Origin of the sequence: Ponticaulis koreensis DSM 19734, assembly GCF_000420665.1 — a bacterium.
In the GTDB taxonomy this organism is placed as follows: Bacteria; Pseudomonadota; Alphaproteobacteria; order Caulobacterales; family Hyphomonadaceae; genus Ponticaulis; species Ponticaulis koreensis.
Window position 1 is genome coordinate 406,040 of record NZ_ATVJ01000002.1, and the last position, 14,080, is coordinate 420,119.

Consider the following 14,080-nt stretch of genomic DNA (forward strand, 5'->3'; position numbering starts at 1 on the left):
CGAGACATTAGCGGGTGTCTGCCCACTCTTCAACGCGTCTTCACTTTAAAGATTTCTAAGATTTCAGCGAATAAGTTTCCGCCTCGCCCGGAAAGGCTCTGGAGCGCACTTCTTCGGCGTATTTTTCAACCGAGGAGGAAATCTCACCCTTCACATTTCCATAGCGGCGCACAAACTTTGGCGTCCATTCGAACAGGCCCAGCATATCCTCTGTTACGAGAATCTGTCCGTCGCATTTCGCGCTCGCACCAATCCCGATTGTCGGAATGCTGAGTTCCTGTGTCAGCTCGGCAGCGAGGTCTTCGGCAACGCCCTCCACAACCACAGCGAACGCACCTGCATCTTCAGCGGCGCGCGCCTCCTTGATGACACGCTCGCGCTCTGTGTCGGTCCGGCCTTTGGCTTTGAAGCCGCCATCCACGTTGATCGCCTGCGGGCGCAAGCCGACATGTGCCATGACTGGAACGCCGCGTTCGACAAGGTAACGCACCGTCTCACCTGCATATACGCCGCTCTCCAGCTTCACAGCCTGACAGCGTGTTTCCATCATAATGCGGGACGCGTTTTCAAACGCCTGAACTGGGCTGCCTTCGTAGGACCCGAACGGCATATCGACCACCACAAACGCCTGCTTGGCACCGCGCATGACGGCCTGCCCGTGCAGCACCATCATATCCATCGTAACGCCGACAGTTGAATCAAGCCCGTGAACGACCATACCAACGCTGTCGCCGACGAGGATAACATCTACGTGCTCGTCGATCAGCGCAGCTCGCGGCGCATCATAGGCTGTCAGACATACAAGCGGCGTACCGCCTTTAGCCTTGGCGATATCACGTACGGTTTTGCGTCGAATCTGAGTTTGTGCCGACAAGTCGAACTCCTGCTCAATCTGTGAACAGGCTGCTTAAATCTTATTGTCGGTAAAAGAAACCTTAGACTGCAGGAAACTGATCTCTATCAAGGTCCATACCGGCTACTCACAAACGCAGCGCGCTGATTCATGAGATCATGGCGCGCGGCGTGAAGCCTGTGGATATCCAAACATATTTCCCAGTAAATCCCGACCTGATCATCATGAGAAATCTCTGAAGAAAAGAAAGCGCGCTCAAAACGACTGACAAGGTCGACCAATTCGGTGTCTATAGCCCAAGTTGCGTCGAATGTTTCCATCACGCTCAGAATGACCGCACGCTGCCTTTCACTGATTCCTAGCTCCTGCGACGACAAAAGCTCAAACCATTCCTGCCGTGAAGCACGTCCGGCTTGGACAAGCTCAGCGTGACGTGACCTGATGTCCTGAAGTTGCGCGCGAACACTACTTTTCTCAGGCATGCCTGATACGCCTTCCAGAAGCCCTAGCACTTCCTGAAAACTGAGCAGCAATTCGCGCGTGTTGTTCTCAAGCTCAAGGACAACTGCTTGAGGATTTCTAACCCCTTGGAGAGACAGATCACCGCCATCCATGGAGGCTATTTCCACTTCATTTTGCGCGTTGTAGGTGGCCGTTTGCTGAGCCATAGCCTGAAGCGAGGAGCGAAACTCGGAGTGCCCTCGAAGTGGGTCTTCTGTTTCCAGCTGCGCGGTCAGGTATAAAATTGCGAACCTCGTACGCGACGCAGCCAACTGAATTTCGCTACTCAATCTTTCTGCAGTCGTCGAGGCGCTCTCTAAACGTTCACTTAGAATGCCGCTCTTTTCCAGAGCGCTCAAACGCGCATGAACGGAGGCTTCACGATTGGTCACCGCGTCAAGCAGATCGTGAAGCCCTTCAATCGCATCCTCTCGACTCCACAGCGCCAGATTGAAGCGGTCCCTGTAAAGGAAAGCATCAATGTAGTAGAGGGTGAAAGCGCCTCTCTCGCTACTGATGGCCTCCCAACTATCCGGTTGCGGAGCAACTTCGCCCGCCGGGTCAGAACGCTGTGCAGCCGCGCTCTGACAGAAAGCGGGCCAAGCGAGCATGCAAATCAGAAATGCCAAATTACGGATCACTCTGACACCCTCCACAACCTAAATGAAACTAGAGTGCCATTGAGCGGGCCGATGGATCAAAGCAAAAGAGCAGGTCCCGTTCCAGGAAAGGCCCGGAACCTGCCCGATCTGGATCAATAGCTCTTCGGCAGGCCAAGCACACGTTCGGAGATGTAGTTGAGGATCATCTCGCGGCTCACCGGCGCGATACGAGCCAGCATCGCTTCGCGCATATAGCGCTCAACATGATACTCACGCGCATAGCCCATGCCGCCGTGAGACAGAACAGCCGTTTCACACGCTTTAAAGCCTGCTTCAGCGCCCAGGTATTTCGCCGCGTTCGCTTCCGCGCCGCAATCCAGCTTCTGGTCAAACTTGGAAGCAGCCTTGTAAGCCATCAGCTCAGCCGCTTCGAGTTCTGCCCAGGATTTAGCAAGCGGGTGCGCAATGCCCTGATTCTGACCGATCGCCCGACCGAACACGCGGCGCTCATTCGCGTATTGAGTTGCTTTTGCCAGTGCCGCCTGACCAAGACCAATCGCTTCTACAGCAAACAGAACACGCTCTGGGTTCAGACCGTGAAGCAGGTATTTGAAGCCCTGCCCTTCTTCACCGATCAGGTCTTCTTTTGGGATCTCGTAACCGTCGAAGAACAGCATGTTACATTCGACCGCCTTACGACCCATTTTCGGGATTGGCGTCGCGCCAGCCTTCACCTTATCGAAATCGGTGTAAAACAGGGACAGACCGAGATACGGCTTTGAGCACTGATCCTTTGGCGTCGTGCGCGCAATGATCAAAATCTTGTCCGCGCGCTGTGCGCCCGTCGTCCAGATTTTACGGCCATATAGCTTGTAGTCGCCATTTGGCTGCTTCTCTGCTTTGGACTCAAGGTTTGACGTATCCAGACCGGAGTTCGGCTCGGTTACAGCAAAACACATTTTCTGCTCGCCAGAGATAATCTTCGGCAGGTGCACATTGCGCTGCTCGTCAGACCCGAAAATCTCCAGCGGCTTTGGACCGAAAATATTCAGGTGGATCGCAGATGCACCGGAAAAGCCTGCGCCAGAGCGCGCGACTGTGTGCATCACAATAGATGCCTCAGTCAGGCCAAGGCCAGCACCACCGACCTCTTCCGGCATCGCAACGCCCAGCCAGCCGCCTTCGGCCATCGCCTTTGTGAAGGCTTCAGGCCACTCACCCGTTTCGTCGATATCACGCCAGTATTCATCGTCGAACTGAGAGCATGTACGCTCTACGGCATCTTTAATCGCCAACTGGTCTTCTGTTGGTTCACCAATAAAGTTCATCGTGCTCTCCCTGCAGACTACGCTTGCCCATCGATGGGTGACTTGTGTCACTCTCATGCATCTTCAAACTGCATCCATCAAATTTTTTGGCAAAAGGGAAGCCTTGAGAGAGCGAACTATTACGAATAGGTCGAATACTTCATGCTTTTTTGACGCCACAAACAGCGATTTCAGTTGGTTATTTTTGAGCCTACATACGCGGTCGTCATGATCAGGAGCTCGAGCTCGGTCAGCGAAAGGCTACCCTTCTCGACAACCGCAAACGCACCTTCCTGCACCGCAATAGAGCGCAAAGCCGGAGCAATAGAACCGGTGTACATGATGATCCCTGTCTCGGGATATCGCGCCTTCACGTGACGGATTCGCCCTTCTGTAAGCCCCACACGCTGGATAAAGCGATCCAGAACCAGAACGTCCGGACTGTCACAATTCGACTCAAAGAAGGCTTCTAGACTCGTAAAGTGAGTCACTTCGGGCGTAATGAATGACGCTCTTCGCAATTGCTCCTGAAAGAGCAAAGCATCGCGCGCGTCGTCTTCAATCAACACGATATTGAGTCTGACTTTTGGCTTCATGGCATCGAGCAGATCAGATGCGTCGAGCATGGTGCCTGTATTACGGGCAAATGATTGCACATCCGCCTCCCGAATCAGCAGCAACTAGTGCAATCATATCAGTAAAGATTGAAATATTTAAATCGTTCCGTTCGGAGCACTCCGCACGAGACCTTCAGTATAGCACTGTATACAAAGTTGAAGGCGTCACTGCCTGCGCCAGAAATTCAGAAAATCGCTCGCCGTTTCGCGGTCCTGAAACGTTATCGCCTTCCGGATACTCTGTCCGGAATGGATCGTTTTCACCATGATATCCGGCGCTTCATCGCTGTGAGTGTTCTTAACGCCGAAACGCTGGCGTGCGAACGCATCAATCGCTGCGAAGAATTTGCTTTCAGTTTGATTGTCACCAACTGATACATGGACAATCACATCCGACATATTGTGTCCCCCCTAGGTCTTCCGCCCAGCCTTTATGAAGCTTATTCATTCCTCTCATGAATTCCAGCAAAATCGACGCCATTAACTGAAAACAGCTACGGAATTTAGCGTACTTGCCCAAATTTCAGGTATAAACCTCCCCCAAGCAACCTGAAATATAGGTGAATTTACCTACGGGCTGCCGCGATGCGGGATCTTGCGATTTCATCTGCAATTCTGTGTGTCGCGCGCCCTTCAGACTTGGATCGCTCAAAAACATCACGCAATGTATCGATAAGAGACGACAGTTTACATTCCACCCAGTCCTCATCGTAATTGCCGGATATTTCCGCCGCGACATTGATAATGCCGCCGCCATTGATCACGTAATCAGGCGCATACAGAATGCTGCGAGCAGCAAGCTCATCACCCATCTCCGGAGCGAAAAGCTGGTTATTCGCTGCACCGGCTACGATCCGACAATTGAGCTTGGCTATCGTGTCGGAGTTCAGAACGCCGCCCAGAGCGTTCGGTGACACCACATCAACTTCCCGGAACAGGATTTCATCCACGCCCACCGGAATCGCGCCGGTTTCATTGGCGAGGTCAGAGACTGCGTCAGCAGCAATGTCTGCGATGTAAACCGTAGCGCCCTCACGGCGCAGCTTGCGGACAATGTTCGCACCAACATGACCGACACCCTGAACCGCAATAGAGCGGCCTTCCAGTTCGTCAGAGCCGGTGTCTGCCAGCAGCGCTGCACGAATGCCGCGATAAGCCCCCTCAGCTGTGACGGGAGACGGATCGCCACTCGCAGCAGCGCCGGACGTGAGGCCGGCCACATAGCGTGTTTCTTCACGGGCATATTCCAGGTCCTGCGGCGTCAGCCCAACATCTTCCGCGGTCCAGTAATTTCCAGACAGCGACTCGACCGCGCGTCCGAAGGCACGAAACAGGTCTGGTGATTTATCCGTCTTAGCGTTGCCCCAGATCACAGACTTACCGCCGCCCAGAGGCAAATCGGCCATCGCGTTCTTATAAGACATACCTTGAGACAGCCGCAGCGCATCGCGAACCATTGCCTGACTGTCCACATAGTCCCACATCCGGCATCCACCTGCTGCGGGCCCAAGCGCCGTTGAGTGAATTGCAATAACGGCACGAAGTCCGGTCTTGTCGTCGTGAAATACGTGAACGCCTTCATGCGCATCAAATGACGGCAGATCAAACATGGCTTACCCCAGCGATTGCGAGAACTATTATTGCGCTGTTACAGCTAAACAGGGATTAAACAACCCCAAAACTACCGATACCGAAGGCTATTCAACCGGACGCCTGAATTTCCACATTTTTACCTGCAGCAATTCGCCAGCCAGAGCCCGCTGTCGCCACTTCCAGCTTTCAGCTTCCCAGCCGAGCTCCTGCATGTAGACGACCTTATTCACCTGTTCCAGCTTGCCTGCCAGACGCGATGACAGGTCCTGCCCGAAACGGTCAAAAGACTGCCGTGCAGCGTGCACGACATCGCCGGTCAGATCATCTTCGTCGCTCACGAGCTCAAAACCCGCCCCTTCGCAGATTTCCGCAATCTCGTGGCTATCAACGAGCTGCGGCTCACTCCATGATGAGGCAAAGGCAGACGCAAGACGCCCCGTCGACGTACCGCGCAGGGTATCCAGAATCACCCATTGGCCTCCTGGCTTAAGGCTCCTGAACACACGCACAGCAAGGCCGGACTTGTGATCTGAGTAGGCGAACGCATCCTGACTGAACATCATTTTCAGTGATTCAGCCTGAAATGGCGGACGATCAAGATCGCCATTCATCATCTCAAAGTCAGGAAACTCTTCACGGAAACGACCCGCGCAAGGCACGCGCCACTCTGAAATGACAGGTGTGCCTCCGGTAACGCCCATAATGTGTCGCACAGTGGCGGGATCTGAATTGATGACGCCAAACTGGTCTTCCGAGCCATTCTCCATCGCTCCGAGACTGTCCGTCAGGCGCGCTTCGATTTCTGCACTTCCGGGACCGAAACGGCCCTCACCCCAGACAGTCTCAATCGCGGCTATGCGCGAGGCTGCAGGAGACAACGCATCAGTGTTTGCGGGCTTCTTCTCTATTTCGGGAATGTCGGCTTCAACGGGCGCAGCTTCGGTGTCTTCGGACTCAGCATCGCCGGAAGGAACATACTCACGACCATCCCACCAGGCGGAAAACCGCCCGACGAGGTCATCGCCAGTTAATTTTTTCAGCGCTGCCACCATAATTGCAGGCTCACCCGAATCTGTCTGATCAACTTATTGATTATGATACAATGGTTAACATCAGGCTTCTGTGAGGATCAGTTTTCGGCGATCCATGGCAAAGCAGACGCACCAGATGGTAACGATGCTTCCGGATCAATCATGAAGGCAAGCTGATCCTGCCAAACCGTTTCTGCCTGCAGGTCTCGCATCATCATATGATAGCCGTTTTCATAATAGGCTGTGCGGACATGTGACGGCAGCACCTGGGCCGTGCGTTCCACCCCGGACGGTGGGATTACATAATCTTTCGCACCGTACAGAAGCAAAGTGCGTTCAGGCAGATTTTGAGCCCGCTGGTGAGCTGTCTCCATCAGTTGGGCAACGCCATAAACCTGATCGATCCGGTTCTCTCGCTGCATAAGCGGATCCGACCATGTCCGCTCAAGCATTTCAACATTGTCGGAAGGCTCGATTCGAACAAAACGGCGTGGCGGCGTTACAATCCAGTTCGGACGGACACGCGTTGCCAGCTGAAGTGCAATTTTCTGATAGAACGGGATGGCACCCATGCCGCGAAGCCCCGGCCCAGAAAGGATCAGCCGGTCAATGTCTGGCGCGCCGTCAGCTCCGAAAACAGACATCGCAACAGCGCCGCCCATCGAGATACCAACAACAGTCAGCGTCGCTTCAGGATGAGCCTGACGCGCAGCACGAACAATTGTGCGCAGGTCTTCCCGCATGGTGTCTTCATTCGGCCAGCGACCATGATTGGGAGACCTGCCAAATCCCCGCTGATCATAGGCATACGTTGTGACACCACGCTCAGCCCACCACGGCCCCGCCATATGAAAAGCATTCGCGTAATCATTCATCCCATGAATACCGACAACAACATGTTCCGGCTGAGGTATATGACCTCCCCAGACCGTGAGGCCAAGTTCGGCACCGTCGAATGAGACAAAACGCGACCGGTCCAGATCAAAATGCGGCATAGCGATACGTTCCTCGGGAAACTCGGGATAAAGATGGCTGACACAGCCGTTCAAAATCGTGGTGAGGATCAGAATAAGGGCAACACTCAGGCAAGCGCCGATTGCACCGCCCTTCGCAGCTCGGGAAGCAAATCTGTTTCGAACCATGAATGTCGTTTCAGCCATGCATTGTTTCGCCATGAAGGATGCGGCAGCACGAAGTGACGCGGCGCATAAGCCCGCCAATTCTCAACCGTATCCGTAACGCGCCCCTTAAATCCGTCCTCTAAATGCCACTTCTGGGCATACCCACCAATCAGAAGCGTTGTTCTGATCTTAGGCAAGTATGTGAGCATTTGCTCACGCCATGTCAAGGCACATTCTTTTCTCGGCGGTTTATCTGCGCCTTTGGGCGTGTAACCCGGGAAACAGAAGCCCATCGGAACGATCGCCACACGCGACGCATCGTAGAAAATGTCGGAGCCAATCCCCATCCAGTCGCGCAGACGATCACCGGACGGGTCGGTGAACGGACGACCCGACAGATTGACCAGATTTCCCGGCGCCTGCCCCGCGATCAATAAGGTCGCGTCAGGATGAATTTGAAAGACGGGTCTCGGCTCATGCGGCAGAGGATTTTTCGACTGCAAGCACACTCGACAACTGCCCACCTCAGCACAAAACGCGTCAAACTCCGGTTTCGACCCTTGCTCCAATGACATTCTATTCCGACACACTATCTGACATACCAACCATAGTTCACATCAGAGGCCATACAATGTCATCCATCAAGCTTGTCCTTAGCCCGAAAGAACATGACCTCGGCGCATTTTCCGTGCGACGCGCGATTCCGAGCGCCAAGCAAAAGCTGGTCGGTCCCTTTATTTTCTTCGATCACATTGGGCCTGCTGAATTTGCGTCAGGCAAAGGCATAGATGTCCGCCCACACCCGCATACCTGCCTCTCCACCGTCACCTATCTTTTTGAAGGCGGAATGCTCCACCGCGATACGCTGGACACCGAAATCGAAGTCCATCCGGGCGCAGTCAACCTGATGACAGCAGGCAAAGGCATCGCGCACTCCGAACGGACACCCGTAGAACTGGAAAAGAACGGTCATCGCCTTCACGGCATCCAGACCTGGCTGGCGCTGCCAAAATCGCATGAAGAATGCGATCCGGCGTTTGATCACTACCCCGCAGCAGATATCCCCGAAGCAATGATTGGCCCCGCCAAAGTGCGCGTCGTCATGGGGCAAGCCTATGAGCTGACATCGCCGGTCCGTTTCCCTCATGAAACTCTATATGTCGTCGCAGAGACGGAAACTGAATGCAGCCTTCAACTGCCCGCAGACACCGAAGAGCGTGCCGCCTATGTCGTCTCTGGAACCATGACCTTCGAGGGGCACACCTTTTCCGAGGGACAAATGGTTGTATTCGAACCCGGTGACATCGGCTCCGTCGAACTGGCCGCAAATACGCGCATCGCCATTATTGGTGGCGCACCGCACACCGAACGCCGCTACATTGAATGGAACTTCGTCGCATCGACCAAAGAACGTATCGATCAGGCTAAGGAAGACTGGCGCGCATCAATCGCCGGAAACTGGCAAAACACGCCTTTCGGCATGCCGCCTAACGAGGATGAATTCATCCCGCTACCGGAAGACCAATAATTCGCGAGCCCTGCTCACAACGCGTCTTGCCGCAAAAGGCATGCACTCATAAAAAGTGACCATGACCAAGAACAGATTCGAAGACAAACATACTCCGTCCTACGGCTCATTTGTCGAAGGCGAGCTCATCGCGCACGAGACCTCCGAATGGCAGGACATCAAACTCGTCAGGACAGATGCTCATGGCGTCGTTATGCTGATTGATGATGTGCTCATGCTGTCTGAGGACACGCATTACGTTTATCATGAGCACATGGTGCACCTGACCCTTTCATGCATTGAGAACCCGAAGTCGGTTCTGGTGATTGGCGGCGGCGATGGCGGCACGGTGACAGAGCTCGCTAAATATGCGGGACTGGAGCGCATCGTACTTGCGGAGCTTGATCCGGTTGTCGTGGAAGTCTCCGAAAAATACCTGCCCGAGCTAACAGCCGGACTCAAAGATCCACGCGTCGAAATCCGGATCGGCGACGGCGCGGCATATCTCGCCGAGCAGGAGAATGCGTTCGACGCGATCATCATCGATTCAACAGATGTCTGCGAAGAAGCTCACGTTGGCGCACAAACGGCAAATCCGCTCGTAACTGACGAATTCTACTCGCACATCAAAAAGGCCATCCGTCCGGGCGGCGTGACCTGCCAGATGCTTGGCAGCCCGACCTTTTATACAAACGGCATGTCGCTCATGTACCACCGGCTGGCAGACCTGTTCACTCACTTCAAGCCATTCCTGATGCCTTGCCCGTTCTACATTTCGGGCGACTGGTGCGGCGGCCTGATCAGTGACGACAACCCGCTGGAACCAAAATACGACCATGTCGACGAGGACAAGCTGGTTTACTTCAACATGGATATTGCCAAAGGTGCACTCGCACTTCCGAACAATGTCCGGAAGATGATGAAATAGGCGCACAAACTTGCCGATCGGGGCACAGCGTGCCAAGTCTGATCAAAATTCTGAAAGAGGATGCCCTCTATGAAACGACTACTTGCATGTTCGGCCCTCGGGGCCATTCTGGCGGCGTGCTCGCCATCATCAGAGACTGACGCCCCAGAGGCAGAGGCGCCGATCGTTGAAGATACAGCCGCCGTCGAAGCCGATGACGGCTTACTCATGCCGCTTCCAACAACGTCTCCGGAAATCACAGAAGACGATCTGCGTGTGCGGATTGCGACACTGGCAGACGATACATTCGAGGGCCGCGGCCCAGGTAGCATCGCTGGTGAAGCTGCTGCCGACTGGATCGCTGCAGAGATGGAGCGTATCGGTCTTGTTCCGGCAAATGACGGCTCCTGGTACCAGACCGTTGAAATGGTCAACCAGACGGTCGATGAAGAGCAATCATCTCTGACAATTTCCTCGTCTGCCGACGCTGCGCCATTCGAGATCGGCTCTGACGCTGTGATCTGGTCCAAGCGCCAACGCGAAATGGACATCTCATTTGAAGATTCCGAAGTCGTTTTCGTTGGCTATGGCGCAGTCGCGCCGGAATATGGCTGGAACGACTATGAAGGCCTCGATGTCGAAGGCAAAACCGTCATCATCCTCGTGAATGATCCGGGCTTTGCCACTCAGGATCCTGACCTCTTTAACGGCAATGCCATGACATACTATGGCCGCTGGACTTACAAGTTCGAAGAAGCGGCCCGTCAGGGCGCAACGGCTGCCATCATCATTCACCAGAGAGAGCCAGCTGCCTACGGCTGGGACGTTGTCGCCAACTCATGGACAGGCGCTCAGGCGGACCTTGTCTATGCCGACGGCGGTGAGAGCCGCGCCATGATGGAAGGCTGGATTACCGAAGACGTCGCGCGCGCACTCTTCGATGAGGCAGGCCTCAGCTTTGATGATCTCTATGCTGCAGCTGCAGAACCGGGTTTCTCTTACGTAGATATGGACGACCTCACTGCATCGGGCCGCATCGTTCAGACTGTTGAGTACGCAGAATCACGCAACGTGCTCGGCATGATTGAAGGCACAGAAGCTCCGGACGAATTTGTTCTCTTCACTGCGCACTGGGATCACCTCGGCAATGCAGCCGACCCAAACGACCCGAACTTCAGCTTCGCTTCCGAAGACACGATCTATAACGGTGCCGTAGACAACGCGACCGGTTCTGCTGGCCTGCTCGACATCGCCGAAGCTATGGTGGCTGAAGCCCCACGCCGTTCGGTTCTCTTCGCAGCAGTAACGCTTGAAGAGTCCGGCCTGCTGGGCTCGGCCTACATGGCTGAGAACGAAGTCATTGATAGCCATCAGATTGTTGCCGGCATCAATATGGACGGCATGCTTCCAACCGGTCCGACACTCGACATGGTGGTTGTCGGCTATGGCGCATCCGAGCTGGAAGACATTCTGACAGATGTTCTTGAGGCAGACGGCCGTGTCGTGCGACCGGACCCGCTTCCGCAGAACGGCTATTTCTACCGCTCAGACCATGTGAGCTACGCGAAAATCGGCATCCCAATGCTCTACGCGGACGGCGGTGACGACATGGTTGAAGGCGGACGCCCTGCAGGAACGGCAGCCGCAGCCGAGTACACGGCACTGCGCTATCACAAGCCACAGGACGAATATAACCCGAACTGGGACCTGTCTGGTATGCAGCAGAATATCTCAGCACTCTACGAAGTGGGCCGCCGCATCGCGCAATCTGATGAGTGGCCAACCTGGTATGAAGGCAATGAGTTCGAGGCGATCCGTCAGGAAGACCTCGCAGCAAACGCGCAATAGAACTTAAAGCCGTTTCCATGTTAAAGGGCCTGCCATCACCGGCGGGCCCTTCTTATTTTTCAAAAGGCAGACGAACACCATGCTGAGCTATCAACACGTATATCACGCCGGAAACCGCGCTGACGTTCTCAAGCATGCTATTCTGAGCGCCGTGCTGGCCGATCTCGCCAAACAGAAAAAGCCAGTCTTCTATGTCGAGACGCACGCCGCACGCGGCATGTATGATCTGAACTCCAAGGAAGCCCAGAAAGGCGCCGAATTTCCGGACGGTATTGGCCAGCTGATCGACGTCAAAAACCTGCCCGCCTCCATGCGCCCCTATCTGGATGAAGTGAAACGTCTGAACCCGGAAGGCGGCCTGAAAAACTATCCGGGCTCTCCTGCCCTTGCCACGCACTTCCTGCGCAAGGATGACCGCATGGCGTTCTTCGAACTCCACCCGACAGAATACGCCGCGCTGACGAAAAACATCGGCAATGATCCACGTGCGCAGATTCGTAAAGCGGATGGCTATCGCGGCGCGCTGTCGCTCGCCCCGCGCTCAAAAGAGCAAATGGTTGTTCTGATCGACCCGAGCTATGAAACGCTCGGCGACCTCGAAGCCCTGATCGAGTGGACGCCTAAAGCCCTGCGTCGTTGGCCGAATGCCATCATCATCATCTGGCTCCCCCTCTTCAAAGACGGGCGCGAGGATGAATTTGGTGCCTATCTGGCAGAACTTGAAGAAGGCGGCATTGCGGGGGCACGCTGGCCGGATGATCCGGACTCAAATTCCGCGCTCGCTGGCACTGCAATGATCTCATATCGGATTCCTCAGAACCTGATTGAGACGTCCGCTGAAATTGCTGCAGTTTGTGAGACCTTGTGGGCGCAGGAATAGAGAGAAACCGCCTGCAAAACATACGCTTTCCTGCGCGACCAAAAAAAATGTCAAATTCAGCGCAGAAGGTGATGGACAGCACGCCAACAGCCAATTATACAGCCCTCTCGCTTTACTAGCGTACCCCAGATGCCCGGGTAGCTCAGGGGTAGAGCAGCGGATTGAAAATCCGCGTGTCGGTGGTTCAAATCCGCCCCCGGGCACCATCCGCTTTCGCAAATTTTTCTTCGAAAAATTTCGCTACAGCGCGATAGCGTGTAGCGTGCGAAACGGATGTCGCGCCGAAGCCGCGGCGAAGGCGGACTTTCAAAATGATGTATGTCTACATTATTCAGAGCCAATCTACGCATGACCGCTATTACACCGGTATCACAGACAATCTGAAACGGCGGCTCGCTCAGCATAATTCTGGTAAAGTTGGCCACACTGCCAAATTTCAGCCGTGGGCGCTGAAAACCTATATTGGGTTCTCCGACGCCGAAAAGGCCAAGGATTTCGAAACCTACCTGAAAACGGCATCAGGCCGCGCATTTGCGAAGAAACGCCTGTAATCCCAACACCTGATACATCAGTATCGCCGCAAGGGGTTTCCTTGCCGCGCATGGATATTAATTGGAAAAATTGAAATCAGATAGCGAACGAAAAGATTTATGCCGCGCGGTCCGGAGGCGGCCATGGCTCGTGCGATGTCGTGATGTGCTGACAAGACGGAAAAGCTGGTTCCGTCGGCTCATCAAACTCCAGAGACGTGCGCTCTTCAGGTTGAAGATAAGCCAGCGCGCAGACCGTGACACGGGCCAAATGGCTCGCCAGTATTTCGGCGCGTTCAAAGTTTTCGATTGTGGTCTGAAGCTGATCAGACAGCTCGGCCAATGAGATGAGATCACAGTCTTGAGCCGGCCCTTTGTGAGCCTTTGGTTCACGAGAGCAAACACGACAACCCTGAGCGCGCCCTATGCGTACCAAAGGTACGCGAGAGCACACAGAAATGTCGGCTCCACCTTCGGCTTGAGCCGACCTACACGCTTGTCGCTCACCCATCGGTATACGCATGGCGTTTGCCACAAAGTTCAAACCGGCCCGCTCCAGCTGGTTCGAGGCCAGCATGCGCACATAAGCGTGCACCATCGCATCGGTTGAGATCACCATCTGCGCGAAGTCACGCGGCGCGCGCGTTTCGCCGGACGCGTGAAGCCGCATGCACCAGGCATACAACCGCGCAAGGTTCAGCCCGATCAGCTGACCGATGGTCAGCGATGTGTAATCAGAAACAGATGATAGCGCGGGGTTCATGCCCCAAGTTTAGGGTGGCG

15 protein-coding genes and 1 tRNA gene are annotated in these 14,080 nt (G+C 54.7%); 6 read left to right on the forward strand and 10 right to left on the reverse strand.

Going from position 1 to position 14,080, the window contains the following annotated elements:
* Positions 1–55: 55 nt before the first annotated feature.
* From panB to G523_RS0113770, 9 genes are all read right to left on the reverse strand, one after another.
* Positions 56–874, reverse strand: a complete 819-nt coding sequence (panB, locus tag G523_RS0113730; protein WP_022695638.1) for a 3-methyl-2-oxobutanoate hydroxymethyltransferase — start codon at positions 872–874, stop codon at positions 56–58.
* Positions 875–960: 86 nt separating this feature from the next.
* Entirely contained in the window at positions 961–1,995 is a 1,035-nt protein-coding gene (locus tag G523_RS0113735; RefSeq protein ID WP_155802760.1) for a hypothetical protein, read from the reverse strand.
* Between the two features lie 113 nt (positions 1,996–2,108).
* Complete coding sequence (locus tag G523_RS0113740) at positions 2,109–3,284, reverse strand: acyl-CoA dehydrogenase family protein (RefSeq protein ID WP_022695640.1); 1,176 nt, start codon at positions 3,282–3,284, stop codon at positions 2,109–2,111.
* Between the two features lie 170 nt (positions 3,285–3,454).
* Positions 3,455–3,919, reverse strand: coding sequence for a DNA-binding transcriptional response regulator (locus G523_RS20430; RefSeq protein ID WP_155802763.1), 465 nt, complete (start codon positions 3,917–3,919; stop codon positions 3,455–3,457).
* A gap of 126 nt (positions 3,920–4,045) precedes the next feature.
* Positions 4,046–4,279, reverse strand: coding sequence for a hypothetical protein (locus tag G523_RS0113750; RefSeq protein WP_022695642.1), 234 nt, complete (start codon positions 4,277–4,279; stop codon positions 4,046–4,048).
* A gap of 167 nt (positions 4,280–4,446) precedes the next feature.
* Complete coding sequence (locus G523_RS0113755) at positions 4,447–5,490, reverse strand: Glu/Leu/Phe/Val family dehydrogenase (protein WP_022695643.1); 1,044 nt, start codon at positions 5,488–5,490, stop codon at positions 4,447–4,449.
* An 87-nt stretch (positions 5,491–5,577) separates the two neighbouring features.
* The gene (locus G523_RS0113760) at positions 5,578–6,525 is read right to left on the reverse strand and encodes a class I SAM-dependent methyltransferase (protein WP_022695644.1); all 948 of its coding nucleotides are present in this window, start codon (positions 6,523–6,525) and stop codon (positions 5,578–5,580) included.
* Between the two features lie 77 nt (positions 6,526–6,602).
* Positions 6,603–7,664, reverse strand: a complete 1,062-nt coding sequence (locus G523_RS0113765) for an alpha/beta hydrolase (RefSeq protein ID WP_233347306.1) — start codon at positions 7,662–7,664, stop codon at positions 6,603–6,605.
* Entirely contained in the window at positions 7,586–8,134 is a 549-nt protein-coding gene (locus G523_RS0113770) for a uracil-DNA glycosylase family protein (protein WP_407674756.1), read from the reverse strand. Before G523_RS0113770 ends, G523_RS0113765 begins: the two co-directional genes overlap by 79 nt.
* A gap of 122 nt (positions 8,135–8,256) precedes the next feature.
* Between G523_RS0113770 and G523_RS0113775 the strand changes: the two genes are divergently transcribed.
* The 6 genes from G523_RS0113775 to G523_RS0113805 all read left to right on the forward strand — a co-directional run bounded on the left by G523_RS0113775 (position 8,257) and on the right by G523_RS0113805 (position 13,318).
* Entirely contained in the window at positions 8,257–9,153 is an 897-nt protein-coding gene (locus G523_RS0113775) for a pirin family protein (protein WP_022695647.1), read from the forward strand.
* 61 nt (positions 9,154–9,214) lie between these two features.
* Positions 9,215–10,060 carry a spermine/spermidine synthase domain-containing protein gene (locus tag G523_RS0113780; protein ID WP_022695648.1) on the forward strand — a complete coding sequence of 282 codons (846 nt, stop codon included), beginning with the start codon at positions 9,215–9,217 and terminating at the stop codon, positions 10,058–10,060.
* 69 nt (positions 10,061–10,129) lie between these two features.
* On the forward strand, positions 10,130–11,887 hold the full coding sequence (locus G523_RS0113785; RefSeq protein WP_022695649.1) for a M28 family metallopeptidase: 1,758 nt from the start codon (positions 10,130–10,132) through the stop codon (positions 11,885–11,887).
* 79 nt (positions 11,888–11,966) lie between these two features.
* Positions 11,967–12,767, forward strand: a complete 801-nt coding sequence (gene rlmJ, locus G523_RS19390) for a 23S rRNA (adenine(2030)-N(6))-methyltransferase RlmJ (protein WP_022695650.1) — start codon at positions 11,967–11,969, stop codon at positions 12,765–12,767.
* Positions 12,768–12,898: 131 nt separating this feature from the next.
* A tRNA-Phe gene (locus G523_RS0113795) sits at positions 12,899–12,973 on the forward strand.
* A 105-nt stretch (positions 12,974–13,078) separates the two neighbouring features.
* Positions 13,079–13,318, forward strand: coding sequence for a GIY-YIG nuclease family protein (locus G523_RS0113805; RefSeq protein WP_022695651.1), 240 nt, complete (start codon positions 13,079–13,081; stop codon positions 13,316–13,318).
* A gap of 97 nt (positions 13,319–13,415) precedes the next feature.
* Here G523_RS0113805 and G523_RS0113810 read toward each other — a convergent pair whose 3' ends face one another.
* Positions 13,416–14,060, reverse strand: coding sequence for a hypothetical protein (locus G523_RS0113810; protein WP_022695652.1), 645 nt, complete (start codon positions 14,058–14,060; stop codon positions 13,416–13,418).
* Positions 14,061–14,080: the final 20 nt, after the last annotated feature.